At 38.5% G+C, this 20,977-nt stretch carries 21 protein-coding genes; 15 read left to right on the forward strand and 6 right to left on the reverse strand.

All coding sequences use genetic code 11. The features are described 5' to 3' along the window. From FJR08_RS19005 to FJR08_RS19015, 3 genes are all read left to right on the forward strand, one after another. A partial coding sequence (locus FJR08_RS19005; RefSeq protein WP_168634210.1) for a tetratricopeptide repeat protein occupies window positions 1-663 on the forward strand: 663 nt, incomplete at its 5' end. Between the two features lie 368 nt (window positions 664-1,031). Next, window positions 1,032-1,583 (forward strand): hypothetical protein, encoded by a 552-nt coding sequence (locus tag FJR08_RS19010; protein WP_168634211.1) that lies wholly within the window; start codon window positions 1,032-1,034, stop codon window positions 1,581-1,583. A gap of 7 nt (window positions 1,584-1,590) precedes the next feature. Then, window positions 1,591-2,262, forward strand: coding sequence for a hypothetical protein (locus FJR08_RS19015; RefSeq protein ID WP_168634212.1), 672 nt, complete (start codon window positions 1,591-1,593; stop codon window positions 2,260-2,262). Window positions 2,263-2,563: 301 nt separating this feature from the next. On the opposite strand, the gene FJR08_RS19020 is transcribed toward FJR08_RS19015, so the two are convergent. After that, on the reverse strand, window positions 2,564-3,973 hold the full coding sequence (locus FJR08_RS19020; RefSeq protein ID WP_168634213.1) for a serine/threonine-protein kinase: 1,410 nt from the start codon (window positions 3,971-3,973) through the stop codon (window positions 2,564-2,566). 82 nt (window positions 3,974-4,055) lie between these two features. Then, a complete protein-coding gene (locus FJR08_RS19025; RefSeq protein ID WP_168634214.1) occupies window positions 4,056-4,226 on the reverse strand; it encodes a hypothetical protein in 171 nt (56 codons plus the stop codon). Between the two features lie 100 nt (window positions 4,227-4,326). Here FJR08_RS19025 and FJR08_RS19030 point away from each other — a divergent pair, with 100 nt between their 5' ends. Next, complete coding sequence (locus FJR08_RS19030; protein ID WP_168634215.1) at window positions 4,327-5,631, forward strand: hypothetical protein; 1,305 nt, start codon at window positions 4,327-4,329, stop codon at window positions 5,629-5,631. Between the two features lie 67 nt (window positions 5,632-5,698). Here FJR08_RS19030 and xth read toward each other — a convergent pair whose 3' ends face one another. After that, window positions 5,699-6,481, reverse strand: coding sequence for an exodeoxyribonuclease III (xth, locus tag FJR08_RS19035; protein ID WP_168634216.1), 783 nt, complete (start codon window positions 6,479-6,481; stop codon window positions 5,699-5,701). A 375-nt stretch (window positions 6,482-6,856) separates the two neighbouring features. Here xth and FJR08_RS19040 point away from each other — a divergent pair, with 375 nt between their 5' ends. Beyond that, on the forward strand, window positions 6,857-7,054 hold the full coding sequence (locus FJR08_RS19040; protein WP_168634217.1) for a hypothetical protein: 198 nt from the start codon (window positions 6,857-6,859) through the stop codon (window positions 7,052-7,054). A 173-nt stretch (window positions 7,055-7,227) separates the two neighbouring features. After that, the gene (locus FJR08_RS19045; RefSeq protein WP_168634218.1) at window positions 7,228-8,250 is read left to right on the forward strand and encodes a zinc-binding dehydrogenase; all 1,023 of its coding nucleotides are present in this window, start codon (window positions 7,228-7,230) and stop codon (window positions 8,248-8,250) included. 149 nt (window positions 8,251-8,399) lie between these two features. Here the strand turns inward: FJR08_RS19045 and FJR08_RS19050 are convergent, their stop codons facing one another. Beyond that, window positions 8,400-8,741 carry a Dethiobiotin synthetase gene (locus FJR08_RS19050; RefSeq protein ID WP_168634231.1) on the reverse strand — a complete coding sequence of 114 codons (342 nt, stop codon included), beginning with the start codon at window positions 8,739-8,741 and terminating at the stop codon, window positions 8,400-8,402. A gap of 317 nt (window positions 8,742-9,058) precedes the next feature. On the opposite strand from FJR08_RS19050, the gene FJR08_RS19055 reads away from it, so the two are divergent. Beyond that, entirely contained in the window at window positions 9,059-9,256 is a 198-nt protein-coding gene (locus tag FJR08_RS19055) for a hypothetical protein (RefSeq protein WP_168634219.1), read from the forward strand. Window positions 9,257-9,273: 17 nt separating this feature from the next. Here FJR08_RS19055 and FJR08_RS19060 read toward each other — a convergent pair whose 3' ends face one another. Next, window positions 9,274-9,774, reverse strand: a complete 501-nt coding sequence (locus FJR08_RS19060) for a thioesterase family protein (RefSeq protein ID WP_015078289.1) — start codon at window positions 9,772-9,774, stop codon at window positions 9,274-9,276. A 160-nt stretch (window positions 9,775-9,934) separates the two neighbouring features. Between FJR08_RS19060 and FJR08_RS19065 the strand changes: the two genes are divergently transcribed. Further along, the gene (locus FJR08_RS19065) at window positions 9,935-11,407 is read left to right on the forward strand and encodes a leucyl aminopeptidase (protein WP_168634220.1); all 1,473 of its coding nucleotides are present in this window, start codon (window positions 9,935-9,937) and stop codon (window positions 11,405-11,407) included. Between the two features lie 80 nt (window positions 11,408-11,487). On the opposite strand, the gene gntT is transcribed toward FJR08_RS19065, so the two are convergent. Continuing rightward, complete coding sequence (gene gntT, locus FJR08_RS19070; RefSeq protein WP_168634221.1) at window positions 11,488-12,843, reverse strand: guanitoxin biosynthesis MATE family efflux transporter GntT; 1,356 nt, start codon at window positions 12,841-12,843, stop codon at window positions 11,488-11,490. 316 nt (window positions 12,844-13,159) lie between these two features. Here gntT and plsX point away from each other — a divergent pair, with 316 nt between their 5' ends. The 7 genes from plsX (at window position 13,160) to FJR08_RS19105 (ending at window position 20,805) form a co-directional block, all read left to right on the forward strand. Further along, window positions 13,160-14,185, forward strand: a complete 1,026-nt coding sequence (gene plsX, locus FJR08_RS19075; RefSeq protein WP_015078292.1) for a phosphate acyltransferase PlsX — start codon at window positions 13,160-13,162, stop codon at window positions 14,183-14,185. Between the two features lie 219 nt (window positions 14,186-14,404). Then, window positions 14,405-15,406, forward strand: a complete 1,002-nt coding sequence (locus tag FJR08_RS19080) for a beta-ketoacyl-ACP synthase III (protein ID WP_015078293.1) — start codon at window positions 14,405-14,407, stop codon at window positions 15,404-15,406. A gap of 166 nt (window positions 15,407-15,572) precedes the next feature. Next, on the forward strand, window positions 15,573-16,454 hold the full coding sequence (gene fabD, locus FJR08_RS19085; protein WP_168634222.1) for an ACP S-malonyltransferase: 882 nt from the start codon (window positions 15,573-15,575) through the stop codon (window positions 16,452-16,454). A gap of 435 nt (window positions 16,455-16,889) precedes the next feature. After that, window positions 16,890-18,002 carry a fatty acid desaturase gene (locus tag FJR08_RS19090; protein ID WP_168634223.1) on the forward strand — a complete coding sequence of 371 codons (1,113 nt, stop codon included), beginning with the start codon at window positions 16,890-16,892 and terminating at the stop codon, window positions 18,000-18,002. Window positions 18,003-18,435: 433 nt separating this feature from the next. Then, complete coding sequence (locus tag FJR08_RS19095) at window positions 18,436-19,149, forward strand: PspA/IM30 family protein (RefSeq protein ID WP_168634224.1); 714 nt, start codon at window positions 18,436-18,438, stop codon at window positions 19,147-19,149. 10 nt (window positions 19,150-19,159) lie between these two features. Further along, window positions 19,160-20,065 (forward strand): phosphate ABC transporter substrate-binding protein, encoded by a 906-nt coding sequence (locus FJR08_RS19100; protein ID WP_168634225.1) that lies wholly within the window; start codon window positions 19,160-19,162, stop codon window positions 20,063-20,065. Between the two features lie 101 nt (window positions 20,066-20,166). Beyond that, a complete protein-coding gene (locus FJR08_RS19105) occupies window positions 20,167-20,805 on the forward strand; it encodes a 1-acyl-sn-glycerol-3-phosphate acyltransferase (protein ID WP_168634226.1) in 639 nt (212 codons plus the stop codon). Window positions 20,806-20,977: the final 172 nt, after the last annotated feature.

Genomic DNA, 20,977 nt, shown 5'->3' on the forward strand with positions numbered 1-20,977 from the left:
TGTTATTATGCGTTAGCTGGTGACAAGTATGCTAAGAGAGATTATAAAGGGGCAATAGTAGCTTATAATGAGGCAATTAGACTTGATTCTAAATATGCAGAAGCCTATTTTAGACGGGGAAATATCTATTCTTTTTTAGGAGATAAACCAGCAGCAATAGCAGATTTCAACCAAGCTATCAAAATTAATCCTCAATATGCCGAAGCCTACAACAACCGAGGAAATGTCTATTCTTTTTTAGGAGATAAACAAACAGCAATAGCCAATTATAACCAAGCTATCAAAATTAATCCTAACTTAGTCCAAGTTTACAACAACCGGGGAATTGCCCGTTACGAATTGGGAGATAAACAGGGAGCAATGGCAGATTACAATGAGGCTATCAAAAGAAATCCTAATGATCCCTATGCCTACCATAGCCGAGGAAATGCCCGTTATGAATCAGGAAATAACCAAGGCGCTATAGATGATTTTAACCAAGCTATCAAAAGAAATCCTAACTTAGCCGAACACTACATAGGACGTGGACTGGCCTATGCTGTTTTGGGAAATAAATTGCAAGGGATATCTGACTTACAGCAAGCCGTGAAATTATATCAGCAACAGGGGGGAAATGAAGAATCGTTAAGAAAAGTCCAAGATATAATTAGAAAATTACAATAATTGTGATAATCTGAGAATTGTGATTTTTGGAGTGTACTAAAAACTGCTAGGATATTGACTTTTCAATAATTGCTAAACTCACATCTTGCAACAGTTCCAACAACCGCCTCCGAATTAATTCGGAGTCTCATAGCAAAAGTCGTCTCAAGACGACTGGAAAGGGCTTTTAGTCCACTTCAGTGGACTTGAACTATTAGACTGGGAATTCATTCCCAGGCGGGTTAGGGAGACGTGAAAGATGTGCGTAAAAGCTTGATTAAACAACGCTTAGAATAAAAGTCCAGTTACTAGCCTTTTTAGATGTGAATACTGTTTTAAATCATCACCAAAGGTTAAATAATATTACAAAATATCAAATCATAGGAAAAATGATGCTGAAACTTCGTCAATTGATTGCTGCCTTAATGACTGCTACAGTTTTAGTCTCTAGTACAACTTTAGTAGATGCTAAAAACCCACCTAAAGGTGTTAGTTCTTTAGGTACAATGTCTTGTCAAACAATAGAAAGTGGAAATTATCAAGCTATCAATAAAGATTTTCCCGTTGGACTGCAAATATTCAAGGGTGTAGCTATGTTTAGCGACCGTAATTGGAGATCAGGTATTTACAAAAATAACGTAAATCAGGTTGCTTGTAGACTAAGTGAAGCAGGACAAAAACCAAGATATAAAACTTTAAATCTCGCCTTTGGTGTTGCTGATAATAATAGTTTGGTTAATGGTTCAATTGTCCGTTTATCTATTTATCGAGATGGAAACTCATATAAATATCAAGATGTAATGAAAGGACAACTTCTTCGTTTACCAATAGATGTTACCAATGTTCGTAGCATTGCTTTAGAAGTAGAATGTCTGAAAGGATCAAGTGCTAATGAAAATTATTGTCCTCAACTTATTTTCTTTCAAGACACTTTACAATAAAAAGCCGATGAAACGTAGAAAGTTTATTCAATATAGTTTAATTGGTGGTGGCTCATTTGTTGTTAACTTGGGCTTGTATAATCCTCAACCATCAGATGCTATTGTCCTAAAAGGATTATTTGAAACCTTGTTAGTGAGTGCTTTTGGTTATTTCCAAATGCAGACTGAACAATGGTACAAAGAACGTCAGGATGCAATGTTAGCAAAAAGAGAATTTAATCGTCAGCAATTTGCTACTGCTGGTGTTGCACAAGTCAATGATCCTCGAGATCAATATAAAATTATTGCTGTATCTCAGCGTCAAGAACCTCTTGCTAATAGCGTTGGTTTTGCTTTTCCTCGAATTGAAGATAACCGAGAAACTATTGCAACGGTAGGTGGACCGGCTTCCGTCGGAATGAGTCATGCTGCTGCATATCTCAAAAAAAATCGCTATATGGATCATTCAGAAGTTAACACATCAATTATACCTAGTTTAGATGGCGGTACAACCTATTCAGATATGCGGGGATGGTCTGATTCTGGAACGTTTAATTCTTATCCTAATAATTATTCAGATACAGGGGTAACAATGCGTTATGATACCGTTAAACCTGGTCGTGGAGGTTTTGGGACAATAGATGTTAGTGTCAATGCTAATGAATTAATTAAAATTCCTCAAATCAGAGTTAATTTTTAACTAATTGATATAACTCTTGTGTCTTAATTCAATATTATATTTGAATAATGAGATTGTGGGAATTTTCTATTATTCTCATAGTTACTTTCCTCTTTGCGTCTTTACTCCTTTGCCACTTTGCGCGAAACATAACACACAGGAACGCACGAAAAGAACATTATTTTTATCCTGAAAATCCTCAAATCCTGGATATCCTGATTCAGACAAATTGATCTCAAAAAATCCTCAATGTGTAAGGGTTTAGCAATGCTAAACCCCTACCTGTATTATCAAGTAATTAAGCCATTTTTAGTTTACCTATCTAATTAATTTTTAATGATTCAATCATTTTTTCTACTGTTGGTAAAAACCTATCATAATCATCCATTGTTGCAGTATAGTTAATTAAATAAGCTTTATTTCCTCTCAATGTCATCACATACATATTTTTTATTTTCTCCCCATTATCTTCACTTGTAACAATGATTTCTCTCCCGTCTCCACCTGCAATAGTAGGTTCATTTCTGTCTATTACCTGTGACGATTCTAAGTCCCTTTTGATAGCCTTTTCTCTGCTTTCTTGATACTGTTTTAAAGTTCCTGAATATTCAGGAATCATAATAATCAAACTGACATTTTTTTGAGGTTTTCTAAATGTCACTACCTTCCCATTTGTGAGATTTGGGGTTGTGTTCTTTTCCCAGCATTGGGGATAGTCAATATTGAGATTATGTTCACTATTTTGATAAGTTGTTAATTTCCCATCACATTCGGGAATAGGACGTTTTAAGAATACAATCACCCCAATGATTATCATTAACCCTACAGGGGCAATTTTTAGCAAAAGATACTTATTTTTAGATGGTGTTGGTGGTTGTAGTGGTGTCGCTGGTTGTAGTGGTGTTGGTAGTGGTGTTGGTGGTGTCGGTGTTGATGAAATCTGTGCTAATGCTTCTAATGCTTCTGTTGCCGTGCGATAACGATCTTTCAAATTTGGTTCGACCATTTTATTCAAAATAGCTGCAAATTCATCACTAACCTTGATCTGATTACGCCAAATCACCTTTTCTGTCTGACTATCTAATTCTAACTTTCCAGGATCTTTCCCTGTCAATGCTTGAATCCCAATCATTCCTACAGCATAAATATCACTACTAAATTCTGGTTTTCCCTGTGTTTGTTCTTTGGGTGCATAACCAGGACTCCCAATATAAGTAATATTATTTTGTTGATTTCCTAATTGTTGAGTGATGATTTTTTTAACTGCACCAAAATCAATGATAACTATTTTATTATCAGTTTCTCGTCTTCTAATATTACTGGGTTTTAAATCGCGGTGAATTACCTCTTGATCATGAATATATACTAATACTTCGAGAATTTCTTGAAGTAACTTAATGACAAAATCTTCATGGAGAGGAATACCCGGACGTAAATCTTCCTTTAAATCATGTCCGTCAATAAATTCTTGAACTATATAAAGCTGTTGATTTTCTGTAATATATGCTAGAATATTTGGTATTTGTGGATGTTTGAGGTTTTTTAAGGTTTGTGCTTCTCGTACAAATAATTCTTCGGCTTTTGGGTCTGTAGTTGCTGGTGTAAAATGCTTAACTACAAGAACGGGGTTTCCGGGAAGTTGGGTGTCTCGTGCTAAATAGGTAGTCCCAAATCCACCTATTCCTAATAAGCTAGTAATATAGTAGCGTCCACCTATAGTTGTACCTATCATCAGATTCACCCTTTTACCCTATTCCTGATTTTGGTTAATATATCATCAATCTTCCCGATAAACCCGGGTTTTTTGATTTAGCTCAATCAACAGGTTGCCAATCAGTTACACTAAATGGGATAAAATCACTAACTACCTCGTCAGTTTCCTGATATCTCCAGGTGGACTGGATATCAACTTGACAACAAGAACGCAAATTTTCAATTGCTGTGGATATAGATTTGGTATTTAATGAGGATACAGGAAGATTCATAGTTCCAATAAAATAATATAAATAATTGACACTGACGAAAATTTACAACTTGCTGGGAGTTTCATAACCTCACCCTACAACTTACACATAATTACCTACCATGTCTTCCGATTCTTCAAACCGCTATCAAAGCAAACTCTTTAACTTTGTCTACCAGCATTCTCGACGGTTGACACAAAAATGGGAAAACACCGTCAAAAATTTGCAAGTTGCTACTGGGTTGGGTGTAGGTTCTCTACTTTATCCACTTTACCAATTATGGCAACAAAATGGCACAGCAAAACAATTACATTCATCAACTCCCCCCTCTAGTGACGCACCAATTCAAATTATATTAGATGTTGTCAAAAATCTTCCTCCTGGAGATGCTGATTTACCAACTTCCCCAAAAACAAATCCCTTCACATTTTTAGGATCTTTGTGGGAGAAAATTTTTCCCAAGCCGAATTTTCCAACTTCAGAAAATACTCTCCAACAGCATATACCTACAGTACAGGGAATTGCGATAGAATTACAAACCCGAAACTTGGTCTTAGTCAGTGCTGATAATCGGATTTTCGATGTTTTAACACCGCAGCAAAACGTCAAATTAGCAGATAGAATTAATAGCGAAATTAGCGAATATCGGTATTCTTTACAATTAATTGCTTACCAGCAAAAAGAATTATTGCCCAAAATTGATCATCTGCTGAATAAGCTAACTGACGAAGATTCTATCATAGCACGAAAATCTCTATTAAATCCCATTAAACTTTTTGGATTTCTCGATCAATTAATTGCTAATTTAGAAACTACGACTTTAGTTCCTGTCCAAAAACATAGCCAGGAAATTGTCAATCATTTCCAAAATCAGGTTAATGGATTAGCAGTTAATCACGATGATTTAAAATCTCCGCAACTACAAATTTCTGATTTAATAGCAGCCGCGATAAATTACTTTTTTGGAGGTAGAAATAATTATCAAATTGACTCAAATTCTTCTCCAGAAAAAGTCCAAAATAAATCTGATTTTAAAAAGGTTTTATTATCAAATAATCAGTTAGATTCTCGTGATTCTTTAGGAGATAATTGGTTGACATGGAATGATTTATTTGGTGAAACAAATACCAAACTTGAGGAATCAGTACAGCAACCTCAAGCAAAAAGAGAATTCCCTGAGATTCACCGCAAAATAGGTCAGCAAGCAACCGAACCCAAAAATGAGGAATTTCCAGAAATAGATAGTCAAACCAGCCAAGGATTTAATTTTAAACCTGACTGGATTGATATTTCTGCTACATCATTAGGTTATGAAAAACACCCATTAGAACAAATTCTGGAATGGTTAGATCAGTCTATATTATGGATAGAACAGATATTCACAAATATGATTTATTTCTTTAGAGGTTTATTGTTAGGGAGATAATTGAAAAACAAGAAAAACTAGATCCCCGACTTCTCAAAGAAGTCGGGGATCTGAAATCTAAAATCTGTTAAAATTCCACAATTACTGGTGTATGATCACTAGGTTGAACTAACTTCCGGGGTTCAATATCAATAGTGCAACTTTGGGCGCGTTCATACAAAGTTGGTGTAAGATAATGATGATCTATTCGCCAACCTAAATTACGCTTAAAAGCAGCAGTCCGATAATCCCACCAACTATAATTTTCTCCTGCGTTGTTAAATTTACGAAAAGCATCTCCAAAACCTAAACTGAGAACATCTCGTAACGCTTGACGTTCTAATGCAGATGCCATAATGTGATTATCTATCTTTACCTTATCATTAATATCTATATCTTCTAAGGCAATATTAAAATCACCACACATAGAAATAGCAGGATTTGATAATAGTAAACTCTGTAAATATTCCTTGAGAATTTTTAACCAGCCTAACTTATATTCATACTTGTCGCTACCGATAGCTGAACCATTGGGAACATAAAGATTAACAATTCTTACTCCTTCAATTACACCAGAAATTACCCGTTTTTGTTCATCCCATGCTGATGCTATTTCTGGCAAAATAGCACCAAAACCCACATTTACATCTGTCAAAGGTTGACGACTAATTAAAGCCACACCATTATAAGATTTTTGCCCGGAAATATACGGATAATAGCCTAAATTTTCAAACGCAAGATTAGGAAAGTCCTTGTCTATGACTTTGGTTTCTTGTAAACACAAAACATCAACCGGATTTTCTGTTAACCAATTGATAACCTGTTCTAAACGTGTCCGCACAGAATTCACATTCCAAGTAGCAATTTTCATGAGTTAATTATTAAAACGACTGCAAAATAATGGTAAAGTAATTATCTCATGAAAATTATATATTTATGATCCCTAAGATAGATGAATAAGGACTATACTAGTTTATAGTTTGATAATGTTCTCACAGGTTTTCATTGGTTTGATCAAAGAATCAGCTTGGATAAATATCCCATAAAGCTGGTTAATTTAGCATTTATTGAGAGGTTTTTACCACCAATTTCTCTAAATCTGAGAATTGCGAATGGGGGAATAAAAAACTATAAAAAATGAATGTTACTAAATAAACCATAAATTTAGAATTTTGAATTGTTTAATGGTGATGTCGAGATCAATCATAACATTGCCAGGGTTTAATTTTTTTAAGGAGGACATTTTATGAGTATCATAGTTAACACCTGCCCCTGTTGTGGAGGTTCAATTCTGCGTCATGTCCGTCATCATGAGGTTTATTGGTTTTGTCTTTCCTGTAGACAAGAAGTACCAGTTTTAAATACAAGTAGTGGATCTAATCTACTATCTAAGTTGGAAACCCGTAATCAAGAAGTTTTACCCCAAACGGCTTTGAGTTCTTGAATTTTTCAACATGGGGAATAGAAAACTCATCAGCATAAATTTAGGTAAAAGCAGGAATTGCTAATTTTAAATACAAAATATATGCCGATGTCATTAAGTATGGTATAAAAGCGTATTTAATAGGTTTTGATAGCGTGGTTTAAGCCATACTTCTTTTTTATGGGTGAAAAATTTTGTTAGCAGCACTACTCTACGGACAAGAGGATTTACGCCTAGAACAAGTTCCTGACCCGACTCCCGAAGCCGGCGAGGTGGTGATTCAGGTGGAAGCAGCCACTACTTGTGGGACAGATTTGAAGGTATGGCGACGTGGTGGCCATGCTAAAATGTTGACACCGCCGACACTATTTGGTCATGAAGGTGCGGGACGGATTGTCGCTGTCGGCGCTGGGGTGACGAATTGGCGGGTAGGCGATCGCGTGGTAGCAAATAATTCTGCTCCCTGCATGAAATGTTTCTTTTGTCAACGCCAAGAATATTCTTTATGTCCCCATTTAACTTGGAATAATGGGACATTTGCGGAATATCTGAAAATTCCTGCTCCCATTGTTTGGCATAATTTATTACCAGTTCCTAAACATTTACCCTTAGTATTAGCGGCGATGACTGAACCTTTAGCTTGTGTATTACATGGTATCAGCCGTGCCAGTGTCAAACCCCATGATAAAGTAGTAGTTTTGGGTGATGGCGCAATTGGCTTGATGTTTGTGGCAGTATTAGCGGAATATACTGAGGTGATATTGTGGGGTGGGAATAATCAACGGTTAGAAATTGGTGAAAGGTTCGGTGCAGCAAAGACTTTTAATTATCATCAAGTTACGGATATTGCCAACACAGTTAGGGAATTAACCGCTGGTTGGGGTGCAGATGTAGTTATAGAGGCTACTGGTGTACCGAGTGTTTGGGAAACGGCGATCGCTTGCGGTCGTCCTGGTGCAACTATCAATTTATTTGGTGGTTGTCCAAGAGATACCACAATTTCTGTCAATACCGAACAATTGCACTATAGTGAACTTACTCTCAAAGGCGTATTTCACAATACACCAGAATATGTGAAAGCAGCCTTATCGCTCATCGCTAGTGGTACAATTCCTTTTGACTTACTTATTAGTGAACACCGACCTTTACAGGATTTAGAACAGGTATTCATGGATATGAAGGCACGGAAAGTAATTAAAGTAGCGATGTATAACTAAAAAAATGCTCAAACAATCTTTACTGAAGTTATTGATTTTGCCTTGTTCTCTGATACCTTGGTTCTCAGGATAAATACTGCTAAATAATACTGTAGGTTGACACGAACAATTCGAGTCCATAATCATTTAATTCCTGCTATATTTCGCAGTTACAAAGTTTGCCATGTGCCAGAAAAAATACTTTCAGCCGCCAAGGAAATTCGGACTAAATCCTCATTAAGCAGGGGCGGCCAGTCCACACCTGCTTTTCGTCCCGCTGCAAAAAGTCTTTGTGCTTTCACAGCCAATTGATATAAAGCAAAAACCAGTTCTCTATCTAAGCTGGGTGCTGTTTTCAAGGCTTCAAATACCACCTTTAAAGCTAACAGGGTGGAAGTCACTTGACCCGGAACTGGAGGTTTACCTTGTTGTAAACGACTTAGCAGAGTATCTGGATTATCTGGGCTGCTGGTTTGGTCTATGAGTAGTTTCCGGGCTATTTCGTAGTTCATGCTTCTAACTAGTAGTCTGTCAAATTTATTTTGACGGGTTTTTGGTAGTGCGGGCATACTTCGACCCTTCGACAGGCTCAGGGCATCGCTTGCTCAGTACAAGTCTTGCCCGCGTGAGCGAGACGCTCACACTACAGTCCATCATTTTTATCTTGACAGACCACTAGTACAGCTTGGCATAAAAGTTACACTTTACCAATATATTAGAAGCATCTAGCCCAGGAAGGTTGCAATTTTTCCCCAGAATAGTTTATTATCCTGATTTTACTGTTTAATTTGGGAAAAAACTCAGTATCAATTCCCTATTTCCTAATTTTATGATTATTACCTTATTAGTAGCTTGGATAGTTTTTATCATTCTCTGGAAACTAATTAAAACCACGATTAAAACGGCCATTATCTCTGCCGCTGTTGTCATGTTATTATACTTTGGTTTCGGTATTACTCCCCAAGATATTTGGCAGCAAATCAGCCAATTTGCTCAAACTTTCTCCCAAACGCCAGTGAAAAAGTGACAATTAAAATTTAATAATTACCCAATCTTCCGAGATCCAGAAATCTTCGCTAAAGCATCTTGAAACGCGGGTGGTAACTGCCGCATAATTTTCCCCTTTTCCCGATCTAAAGCCACTAACGTCACCTGAGCAGTAATGTATAAATCCTGACCATCAGGAGAAACAAGGGTATAGTCCCAGTTCATTCGCACTCCAGTCACCTCAGCCATCCGTGTTTTTACTAAGACTGACATCCCTAACTGCACCGACCGATGATAACGGATTGACAACTCCACTACAGGCAAATCACAACCTAACGCCACTAAATCAGCAAATTCAATGCCAATAGAACGCAAGCATTCTACCCGTGCTTCTTCCATCCAGGTCAAATAAGTGCCATGCCAAACAATACCTGCGTAGTCAGTATGGTGAGGTTGCGCCCTAACTGGATATTCAAACCAATTTTCAAATGCAACATTAGTTACACTCTCAATGGCACTAGTTGGTGGTAGTTGGGGTTGATTTGTATCTTTAGACATATTAATAATTTTTACAAGCAGCAGATTTCTAAAAAACAGATAAAACTTTGTAAACTGTTTCTAATTCTACCAGATTGTCAAGACGTTGCGTCAAACGCCCATGATTCAGAAAATTTGAGCAATACTGGTACATGACGGAAGATCAACAGAACTTACAAAAATGACGATTCAACCTACAAATACAGCATTATTAGATTGGACTGGTGATACTTTAGCCATTGGCTTATTTGAAGACGCAGTAGAGTTAACTGGTGATCTTGCCAGCTTAAATGATAAATGTGCGGGAATTGTCCAAGAAGTTATTGCCGAAGAAGAATTTACAGGTAAGGCAAATAGCATCATCGTCATTCGCTTAGGTGCGACCCATGCCGTGCGGAAGCTGATTTTGGTGGGTTTAGGGAAACCAGACGCGCTGAAATTAGAAAATTTACGCCGGGTTGCGGCTACTGTAGCCCGAACCGCCAAAAAGCAAAAAACCAAAACCCTGGGAATCAGTTTACCACTGTGGAACAATGATTCAGCCGCCACAGCCCAGGCATTGACTGAAGGCATAGAATTAGCACTTTACCAAGATATTCGCTTTAAATCTGAACCAGAAGATAAAAATCCCCAGATCGAAACTATTGATTTACTTGGTTTAGCAGGACAAGAAGCTGCTATTGCCCGTGCTAATCAAATTGTTTCTGGTGTGATTTTGGCGAGACAGTTAGTAGCAGCCCCAGCTAACGCGGTTACATCTATTACTATGGCAGAAACTGCCCAAGCGATCGCTCACGAATACGGGTTAGAACTGGAAATTCTCGAACAGGAAGAATGTGAAAACCTCGGTATGGGAGCATTTTTGGGAGTTGCCCAAGCTTCTGATTTACCACCAAAATTCATTCACCTCATCTACAAACCAGCCACCACACCGAGACGAAAACTGGCAATTATCGGGAAAGGCGTAACTTTTGATTCCGGTGGTTTGAACATTAAAGGGGCTGGTAGCGGCATTGAAACCATGAAAATGGATATGGGTGGTGCAGCCGCAACTTTAGGTGCAGCCAAAGCCATTGGGCAGTTAAAACCAGATGTAGAAGTTCACTTTATCTCCGCCGTCACCGAAAACATGATTAGCGGTAAGGCTATGCACCCTGGAGACATCTTAACTGCATCAAATGGCAAAACCATCGAAGTTAATAACACCGATGCTGAAGGGCGGTTAACCTTGGCTGATGCCTTGGTTTATGCTGATAAATTGGGTGTGGATGCGATCGTTGATTTAGCTACTCTCACAGGTGCTTGTGTGGTAGCTTTGGGTGAAGATATCGCTGGTTTATTTACACCAGATGATGCGGTAGCTTGCCAACTGCAAACAGCCGCTGATAGTGCCGGTGAGAAAATTTGGCGGATGCCAATGGAAGACAAATATTTTGACGGACTTAAATCTGGTATTGCCGACATGAAAAATACCGGACCCCGTTATGGCGGTTCTATTACTGCGGCTTTGTTCCTCAAACAGTTTGTTAAAGATACCCCTTGGGCGCATTTAGATATTGCCGGACCAGTTTGGGCTGATAAGGAACATGGCTACAATGGTGCCGGTGCAACTGGTTTTGGTGTGAGAACACTGGTTAGCTGGGTTTTGAGTTAATTTAATTTCCTCTAATCTGGACAAGACAAGATCCCCGACTTCTCGAAGAAGTCGGGGATCTGAAAAAACAAATGGGAGTCTTATCTGGAAATTAATGGCTGATTTTCTAAACTTTTATCTTTAAATGTTTGGGGTACAGATACACCTAATAAAATCATATTACTTGTCATGTAAGACAATAAAGTAGACCACAATAAATGATTATTATGAAAATACCAAGCTGCAATTAGTAAGGGGATAAAACCCACTACAAAAGATAATAATACCGCATTCCGTAAAGTTGCAACTTCCTTTAAACCAATAAAGTAACCTTCTAGCATAAAAGTAATGGCAGTCATTACTAAAATAGGCAGTAACCAAATGGTATATTGGTTGATATCTTGATTCACTTCTATATGATTGGTTAATAATCCAAATACCTGATTAGGAAAGAAAATAGATGTCCCGGCAAAACCTAATGCAATCACCACACTCGTAACTAGAGAAACTATTAATAAAGGGATGATCTGTTGAGTATTACCTTTGCTTTTAAAATTACCTGTCAGAGTTTGCATTGTTACCCCTACCCCTTGAATTGTAAACTGACTCAAAAGAGCAATTTGGAGTAGTAAACCATTTTGCGCTAAAACAGTTGCTCCCATGGTTGCACTTAAATTAGTAAAAATAGAATAGACAGAAATTAATACTAAAAACCGAATCAAAATATTACCTTTTAACGCAAAAGTTTCCTTTAAAGCTACCCAATCAAATAATTCTTGAATGGCTGCTGGTACAGCTTGCCAAGGAATAGTAAAAAACATCCATATTAAACCCACGATTAAAGCTAAATACTGGCTTAATGCTGTTGCTAAACCTGCCCCTACACTTGCCCAACCCCATTTAGAAATCATCAAATAATCTAACAATACATTAGAACCATTACCGACAATTGACATTAATAGCATCACCCAATTCATTTCTCTACCTAAAAACCAACCAAATAAAACAAAATTGAGGAGGACAGCAGGTGCGCCCCAAATTCGCGCATAAAAATAATCAACTCCAGCAGATTCAATATCTGAAGAACCACTCAAAATGAAAAAACCAATTTTTTGTAAAGGATATTGCAATAAAACAATAATTAAACCCACTAGTAAAGCAATTAAACCACTCCGTAAACCAGCTAAAACTACTGCTTTATCATCATTTTTACCAACAGCTTGAGCCGTTATAGCATTGGTGCTAGAACGCATGAACTTTAATACTCGATAAAGATAATCAAAGAGAATAGTTGCTAAAATTACTCCTGCTAAATGTCGAATATCTGTTAAATGCCCTAAAAAAGCAATATCTACCAAACCAGCCAAAGGAACCATCATATTAGCAAGCACGCTGATGCTTGCCAGTCGGTAAAATCTGCCTAGAAAATTGTAGTTACTGGGGACTGTAAATCTCATTTTTGTTGTTTGGTCTGCTATAATTTCAGTCTATTATCATCTAGAAAACGCCTTTATAGTAATTAGCAAGGGGTAGTTCATTCACATATTTTCCGGTGAACGGTAAAAGAGCATAAAAAAGCTTTAACCTTACCTTTCCCAGTCCTATTCAAAATACCTGTATGCTTAATTAGGTATCGTTATATTTCAATTAATGCAAGCTCCTGAATTCTCTTAGTTGCAGAAAAAATAGATTTTCTTATGCTTTTTTGAGAATTCTGAATTTTTAAGTATTGCAATCTGATAAAATTTGTAAGGTTTCTATAAGCTCTGAGCAATGGGATCGACTGGTGTAAGGATCGCAATTGACGCAATGGGGGGAGATCATGCACCCGCTGAAATCGTCGCCGGCGCACTGCGGGCGCGAGAGGAATTGGGTGTAAAAATATTACTGGTTGGAGATCCCCAACAAATCGAGGCTGTAATGCCGCCAAAGACAACTATGGCGGATTTGGAGATTGTTCCTGCCGAGGAAATGATCGCTATGGATGAAGATCCTCTCAACGCAGTTAGACGCAAGCGGAAATCTTCCATCAACATAGCGATGGATTTAGTTAAAAATCAACAAGCAGATGCTGTATTTTCTGCTGGACACTCTGGGGCAGCCATGGCCTCAGCTTTGCTACGCTTAGGAAGATTACCGGGAATTGACCGCCCAGCAATTGGCACAGTATTCCCCACCATCAAAGCAGGCAAGCCAGTAATGATCCTGGATGTCGGTGCTAATGTAGACTGTCGCCCTAAGTTTTTAGAGCAGTTTGCAGTCATGGGTTCAATTTACAGTCAGTATGTTTTGGGAACAGAAAATCCCAAAATAGGTTTATTGAATATTGGCGAAGAAGATACTAAAGGTAACGAAGTAGTTCTTCGCGCCCACCAATTGTTACGGGAAAATACTCAAATTAATTTCACTGGTAATGCTGAAGGGCGTGATGTATTGTCCGGTGAATTTGATGTGATTGTTTGCGACGGCTTTGTGGGTAATATTTTATTAAAATTTGCCGAAGCAGTTGGCGGAGTAATTCTGCAAATTCTCCGAGAAGAATTACCCCAAGGGATACACGGTCAAATCGGTACAGCGATTTTAAAACCCAACTTAAAACGCGTTAAACAGCGCATGGATCACGCTGAACATGGAGGCGCTTTGCTTTTGGGTGTCAGCGGTATTTGTTTTATTGGTCATGGCAGTTCCCAAGCACCATCTATTTTTAGTGCCATTCGCATGGCTAAAGAAGCCGTAGATAATCAGGTGTTAGAAAGACTTCAATCCCAATATCAAATTCTCCAAAATGAAAGTAGTTAACTATTACTTCTCAAAAGTAGAGATCCTCCGCTAACAGCCATTTGTCACTTGTCATCCAATTTTAGATTGCGGATTTTAGATTCATAATTACTTTTATAAATCTATTGTTCTTGATCTCAAATCTAAAATTGGGATTGTCATTGGTACTCGTTATTAATGCTTACAAACAAGACAACTGACAATTTACAAATGACAATTGACAATTGAGGAAAAAAAGAAGTGCAAAATTTTTTTAACGGTGGTATAGCAATTACAGGCAGTGGTTCAGCAGTCCCAGCAACTTGTTTACACAACCAAGAGTTAACTCAACTGGTAGAAACATCAGATGAGTGGATTGCCTCAAGAACAGGAATTCGTCAAAGACGGTTAGCGTTGCCCCCTGACTCACTGGCATCATTGGCCACTGCGGCTAGTCAACAGGCCATTGCTGCCGCCGGGATCACAGCAGCAGACATAGATTTAATTTTATTGGCCACCTCCACCCCTGATGACCTATTTGGCACTGCTTGCCGTGTTCAAGGCGAATTAGGTGCTACCAAAGCAGTCGCCTTTGACTTAACCGCCGCTTGTTCTGGTTTTGTCTTTGGTTTAGTTACAGCCGCACAATACATCAGAACAGGTGTTTATCAAAATGTACTCTTAATTGGGGCTGATATCCTCTCTCGGTGGGTAGATTGGCAAGATAGACGCAGTTGTGTGTTATTTGGTGATGGGGCTGGGGCAGTGGTATTACAGGCTAATAAGAGCGATCGCCTATTAGGATTTTGCCTCAAAAGCGATGGTTCTCAAAACAATTGTCTTAACCTGTCCTATAACGCCTCTACCACAGAACTGACACCAGATATTCATGTATCTACAGGCAAATATCACCCCATTACCATGAACGGCAAAGAAGTCTACCGCTTCGCTGTGCAAAAAGTCCCAGAAGTAATAGACAAAGCCCTGTTTGCAGCTAATCTCAAAGTTGAAAATATAGATTGGCTGGTATTACATCAAGCAAATCAAAGAATTATCAATTCCGTTGCTGAACGCTTAGAGATTCCCGAACATAAAGTGATCAGTAATGTATCCGACTATGGTAACACCTCCGCCGCATCTATCCCCCTGGCGTTAGATGAAGCAGTGCGAGCCGGGAAAATCAAACCCAATGATATTATTGCTGCATCTGGTTTTGGTGCCGGTCTTTCCTGGGGTGCAGCCATTTTTAAATGGGGAAGATAAACAATTCAAAATTGAGAATTAAAAATTAAAAATCAGAAAATTAATAACAACGAACAACTGACAACTGTACGGGCGAAGCATTTGGAGAACTATTTTTGGCAATGACCGATAATTTATCTTCCAAATGCTTCGCCCCTACTGACAACTAACAACTAACAAAGAACAAATGACTAAAACTGCATGGGTGTTTCCCGGACAAGGTTCTCAATCGCTGGGAATGGGAATAGACTTGTTAAATCTACCATCTGCCAAAGAAAAATTTATTCAAGCTGAGGAAATTTTGGGCTGGTCTGTCACAGATATCTGCCAAAGTGATATTGAAACCTTATCACGGACACTTTATACCCAACCTAGTTTATATGTAATCGAAAGTATTATTGCTGATATTTTGCGGGAAAAAGGACAGCAACCAGACTTAGTTGCAGGTCATAGTTTAGGTGAATATATCGCCCTTTATGTGGCTGGTGTCTTTGAATGGTCTGCTGGGTTGCATTTGGTAAAACGACGGGCAGAATTAATGGATAGTGCTGCTGGGGGAATGATGGCCGCACTAATGAACTTTGACCGAGAAGAATTAGAAAAAGTTATTAGCGAAACACCTAATGTAGTTTTAGCAAATGATAACAGTCCTGCCCAAGTTGTTATTTCTGGAACTCCTGAAGCTGTACAGGCTGTCATGTCGCAAGTCAAAGCTAAACGGGCTATTCCCTTAAAGGTTTCGGGCGCATTTCATTCCCATTTAATGAAAGCAGCAGCAACAGAATTTCAACAAGTTCTCGATTCAGTAATTTTTCAGTCAGCAACCGTCCCAGTTTTGTCTAATGTAGATCCAATTCCGGCGGTAGCAGCGGAAACTTTAAAACAGCGTCTTTCTCAACAAATGACAGGTCCTGTGCGTTGGCGAGAAATTTCTTTGCAATTACCAGAAAATGGTATTGAGAAAGTTGTGGAAATTGGTCCGGGGAACGTCTTAACAGGTTTGATTAAACGGACTGCAACTGGCTTGATTTTAGAGAACATTCGTAATGCTGGGGAGTTACCTGAATAGGTAATTGCACAAATTAATTCACAATTAAATAAGTCATTATGTAGATGAAATTGGCAACATAACCTTTCTATGATGTCTATTTTTATTGTCTCAAAATTTATTTGATGAACTTCATTAATTTGTCAGGATTAAAGTAAGATAACGCCAAAAAGTCAACCTTGTACTTAGGGCTTGCTGAGTAAAGCTAGAACCGCTTCTCAATAAGGGTTTCGCGGATTTTGAGAACAAAAAAGTGCAAGGATATGGCATTTAGAGCCTCAAAATCCTTGCATTTCTATGGAAAATCAGGGAGTGAATTTGGAAACCAATCTCCCAAACCACCATTTTTAGCACTGTGTGGCATCTAGGTTCGCTTTGGGTACTTATTCAGCAAACCCTACTTAAAATTGCTCAAAACTTGGACTAATAACCCTGTAAAGAAAACTACAAAGATTCATGAATACACTTGCACAAAAAACTTGGATGACCCAAGCAGAATATGCTAAAAAGCTGCGTCCTTTACTACCACCAGAGGCATTTCTTCCTGATACCAATAAACTCTGGATTCTTTTAATTAATCTAGCAATTATGATTCTGGGTTGGGGAATCGCCAATCATCTTGATGACTGGAATTGGTATTTTCTTTGGCTGTATTTGCCATTAGCATTAGTGATGGCTAATAGTGTGATTGTTCTCCTATTTAGCACCCACAATTTGCTGCACAGCCGCACGGTTAAAAATCCCTGGTTAAGACAAGTAATTAGTTTATTAGGATTGACAATGTTATGGATGCCACCAACTTTATGGAAGGCTATACACAATCGAGAACATCACAATAAAACAAATTCTTTACAAGATCCAGATCGCAATTATTTGGACAGTCAACCTAAAAATTGGGGTAAATGGATTCAGAATGCTTTTGTGCCTTCGGCTGAGGTAAATCCTATTTTATTATTTATAGGCATGGGTCATGCTTGGGGAGTTCACGCATTTCGTAATCTCACCTCAGTTTTATTATTCAATAATGGTAAAGCCCAATATCCTGTGGTGGCTTTTACAGTTAGTGGGAAAGAACGACGAGCAATAGCACTAGAATTATTAATGATTGCCGGCATTCATGCGAGTATCTTAACCTACCTGGAATTCCATCCCATCAAACTGCTTCTTAGCTACTTTTTACCCATTTGGATAGGCTATGCAGGGTTGATATTTTATATCTATACTAATCATATGTTATGTCCCATGACAAGTGTAAATGATGTGCTGATCAATAGTCTCTCTATTCGAGTTCCTAAACTATTTGATCTTTTACATTTAAACTTTTCTTACCATACAGAACATCACATTTTTCCCGGCATAAATTCAGATTATGCGCCAATGGTGCAAGCACTATTACAAACACATTATCCTGAGAAATTTAATTTGCTGAATGCTGGCAAAGTATGGGAATTGATGCTGCAAACACCCAGACATTACAAAGATGATAATATCTTCACAGATTGGTCGGGAAACAAATCTGTAGATTGTCCAATCTTATGCACAAATCATCTAAGTGATGATAGTAAGTAGGGATATCCGAAACGGCTGAGATTTGAACTTTATAACCAAAGTTTACTAAAGTAAACTCAACAATTTAAAAAATATTGTGCTTATTTAGTCATCAAAAGACAACTTTTGCTATCAGACTGGGAATATGGCTTACGCCACGCTGCGCTATCTTTCCCAGGCAAGCTATGGGTTTTACGTTAAGTTGACACCAATGATCAGTGCTAAACTCCTACAGCACTTCCCGGTCTTATGAGGTACATATCTAGCGGGCAAGATGCCCGCACTACAAGAGTTTCATGATTCAACTTTGTACATCATAAGAGCGGAAACCGCTGTATTTAGAGAATTAAAGTAAATCAAAAATGATGAAAAAAGTTGACATACAACTGGGATATATGTCAAGTTTAAGGTAAAAATATTACCATAAGCATCCTTACTGAAATAACTTTCGGTTATGAAAAAAGCTGTCTACTGGATAATGGGTGAAAGGGCAGGACGAACCATAGTTGGGACTTGGAACTGGTTATGGGGAATGCCTGTAGAGTCTGGTGGTAAAGTGGCTGTAGCAGTTGCTGAAGAATCTCTTCAGTCAATGCAGGAAGCCGTTCAAAAATTAGCTCAAGCCGTTGCGGCTCAAGAAGGAGCTTATAAGACTGCCAAAAATAAATATGAGGCCAAAATTAAAGAATTTAATACCTTAGAGCAGCAAGCTATGACTGCTCAAAAAGGTGGTAAGGAAGAAGCTGCACGAATGGCCATGAGTAAGGCGATTCAAACGGAGCAAATCTTGCCTAAACTGGAGGAAATGGTTAAACAAGCAGAAACTGCGGTCAAAGCTTCTAAAGATAAACTTAACCGTGAGCGCATGAAGTTAGAAAGCTACAAAGCCGATATGCAGAATATGAAGGATATGTCAGAGGTAAATGAAGCTCTGGCTATGATTGCTAAAGTTAATAATGAATTTGATATTGGCTCGGCTAAAAGTGATTTTGAAAAGGCTAAGGGGGCTGTGGAGCGTCGAAATTTACAGACGGAGGCTTTGGTGGAATTATCGGAAAATCCTACCGAAAAACTCCAGGCTGAGATTGAAACTATGACATTAGATGACGAAGTTGCTCGTCGTTTGCACAGATTACAAGATTCCCAATCTAAACAATTACCAGAATAATTAGGAATTTATGAGTCAGAGAAGCGGTCCACCTCCTATTGTGTTTATTTTGCTATTTTTAGGGCTTTTGGGTAGTGGTTACTGGTGGTTTTTTATGCGTAACCCTGCCTCAATAACCACACAGCCAGAAAATAATTCCCCCACTGGTGGTACAACAACTACCACTACTGGGACTTTCCCGCTACCAACGACAGTAGCCAGCGGTACAACCGTAAAAATAGACGGTTCTACGAGTATGGTGACAATTAACCAAAATCTCAAAAATGGCTTTGAGAAACAGTTTCCCGGTACAAAAGTAGATGCTGTAGCGAATGGGACAGATAAGGGAATTAATGATCTATTGGCTGGTAAAGTTGATATTGCGGCAGCTTCTAGACCATTGACAACACAGGAACAAAGTCAGGGATTGAAGGCTGTTACTGTAACACAAGATGCGATCGCTTTGATGGTCGGTACAGCAAATCCTTTTAAGCAAGGATTAACCAGTAGTCAAATTGCAGATATATTTCAGGGAAAAATTAATAATTGGTCAGCCGTGGGTGGTTCAGCCGCAACTATCCGCGTCATTAATCGTCCAGCAATTAGTGGTACACACCAAGGGTTTAAAGAATTGGTGCTAAAAGGAGCTAATTTTGGAACTACACCCAATATTAGGACATTACCGCGAGATGCCACAACTCCCCTAATTCAAGCCTTGGGAACAGATGGTATTGGTTATGCTACCTTTGCTCAAGTTGCTAATCAAACAAAGGCGCGAGTTCTCTCCGTAGATGGTTTGACTCCAGATGCAAGTAATTATCCTTATCAGCGATCGCTGTATTATATCTATAAAGACCCTGCTAGTGCTGGAGTACAAGCATTTCTAGGTTATGCTAGTTCACCTCAAGGACAACAGGCTTTAACGGTAGGAAACTGATGTAGGGAAAATCAGCAGTTAGATTTGGGAGTTAGAGGTTAAAATAAGTTCTGACTCCTGAATTCTGACTTTTGGATTCTATTTTATTTATATTATCTTCTGTGACTAGAACTCGTGAACCCTTAATTAGTTTAGCACTGTATCACGCCTTTAAGTGGTCGGTAATTAGCCCTTTGCTGCACACATACTTTCGCGGCAAGATTTATGGTGCGGAAAATGTCCCCCAATCTGGAGCGGTCATAGTAGTTAGTAATCATGCTAGTTACTTCGACCCCCCCATAGTTTCTACTTCTGTGCGTCGTCCAGTTGCTTATATGGCTAAAGAAGAATTATTTAAAGTTCCTGTTTTATCACAAGCCATTAAATTATACGGTGCGTATCCTGTAAGTCGCGGTAGTGCTGACCGCAATGCTATCCGTTCCGCTTTAGAATATTTAGATAATGGTTGGGCTGTGGGTGTGTTTTTAGAAGGTACACGCACGCCAGATGGTCGCATTCATGACCCCAAAAGAGGTGCAGCCCTCCTCGCAGCTAAGGCCAAAGCTCCTTTTTTACCTGTGTGTTTATGGGGAAGTGAGAAGATTTTACAACCTGGTTCTTCTGTACCTCATTCAGTCCCTTTGACTTTGAGAATTGGCAAGTTAATTGATGCTCCTAGTTCTACTAAGAAGGAGGAATTGGAAAGGGTTACTCAAATGTGTGCGAACGCAATTAATGCCATGCACGATTTGGGTAGGTAAGAATTTATTATAGGGCAGGCAGGATGCCTACCCCATAAGGGTTTTCAGTATACATAATAAATGCGTTATTATCTAAGTATATTATCAAAAACATTCTAATGCAATTAGACATTCTGCACCAAATTGAGATGAAGCTGCATAGAATAAGATTTAAAAGATAATCAAACGCAGA

The organism is Dolichospermum sp. UHCC 0260, assembly GCF_009711985.1.
In the GTDB taxonomy this organism is placed as follows: Bacteria; Cyanobacteriota; Cyanobacteriia; order Cyanobacteriales; family Nostocaceae; genus Dolichospermum; species Dolichospermum lemmermannii.

Excerpts from the sequence above, each read along its gene's own strand:
- FJR08_RS19015 (WP_168634212.1), top strand. The coding sequence starts at position 1,591 with ATGAAACGTAGAAAGTTTATTCAATATAGTTTAATTGGTGGTGGCTCA.
- FJR08_RS19050 (WP_168634231.1), bottom strand. The coding sequence starts at position 8,741 with ATGAACTACGAAATAGCCCGGAAACTACTCATAGACCAAACCAGCAGC.
- FJR08_RS19090 (WP_168634223.1), top strand. The coding sequence starts at position 16,890 with ATGAATACACTTGCACAAAAAACTTGGATGACCCAAGCAGAATATGCT.
- FJR08_RS19010 (WP_168634211.1), top strand. The coding sequence starts at position 1,032 with ATGATGCTGAAACTTCGTCAATTGATTGCTGCCTTAATGACTGCTACA.
- FJR08_RS19065 (WP_168634220.1), top strand. The coding sequence starts at position 9,935 with ATGACGATTCAACCTACAAATACAGCATTATTAGATTGGACTGGTGAT.
- gntT (WP_168634221.1), bottom strand. The coding sequence starts at position 12,843 with ATGAGATTTACAGTCCCCAGTAACTACAATTTTCTAGGCAGATTTTAC.
- fabD (WP_168634222.1), top strand. The coding sequence starts at position 15,573 with ATGACTAAAACTGCATGGGTGTTTCCCGGACAAGGTTCTCAATCGCTG.
- FJR08_RS19100 (WP_168634225.1), top strand. The coding sequence starts at position 19,160 with ATGAGTCAGAGAAGCGGTCCACCTCCTATTGTGTTTATTTTGCTATTT.
- FJR08_RS19060 (WP_015078289.1), bottom strand. The coding sequence starts at position 9,774 with ATGTCTAAAGATACAAATCAACCCCAACTACCACCAACTAGTGCCATT.
- FJR08_RS19095 (WP_168634224.1), top strand. The coding sequence starts at position 18,436 with ATGAAAAAAGCTGTCTACTGGATAATGGGTGAAAGGGCAGGACGAACC.
- FJR08_RS19025 (WP_168634214.1), bottom strand. The coding sequence starts at position 4,226 with ATGAATCTTCCTGTATCCTCATTAAATACCAAATCTATATCCACAGCA.
- FJR08_RS19055 (WP_168634219.1), top strand. The coding sequence starts at position 9,059 with ATGATTATTACCTTATTAGTAGCTTGGATAGTTTTTATCATTCTCTGG.
- FJR08_RS19040 (WP_168634217.1), top strand. The coding sequence starts at position 6,857 with ATGAGTATCATAGTTAACACCTGCCCCTGTTGTGGAGGTTCAATTCTG.
- FJR08_RS19030 (WP_168634215.1), top strand. The coding sequence starts at position 4,327 with ATGTCTTCCGATTCTTCAAACCGCTATCAAAGCAAACTCTTTAACTTT.
- xth (WP_168634216.1), bottom strand. The coding sequence starts at position 6,481 with ATGAAAATTGCTACTTGGAATGTGAATTCTGTGCGGACACGTTTAGAA.
- plsX (WP_015078292.1), top strand. The coding sequence starts at position 13,160 with ATGGGATCGACTGGTGTAAGGATCGCAATTGACGCAATGGGGGGAGAT.
- FJR08_RS19020 (WP_168634213.1), bottom strand. The coding sequence starts at position 3,973 with ATGATAGGTACAACTATAGGTGGACGCTACTATATTACTAGCTTATTA.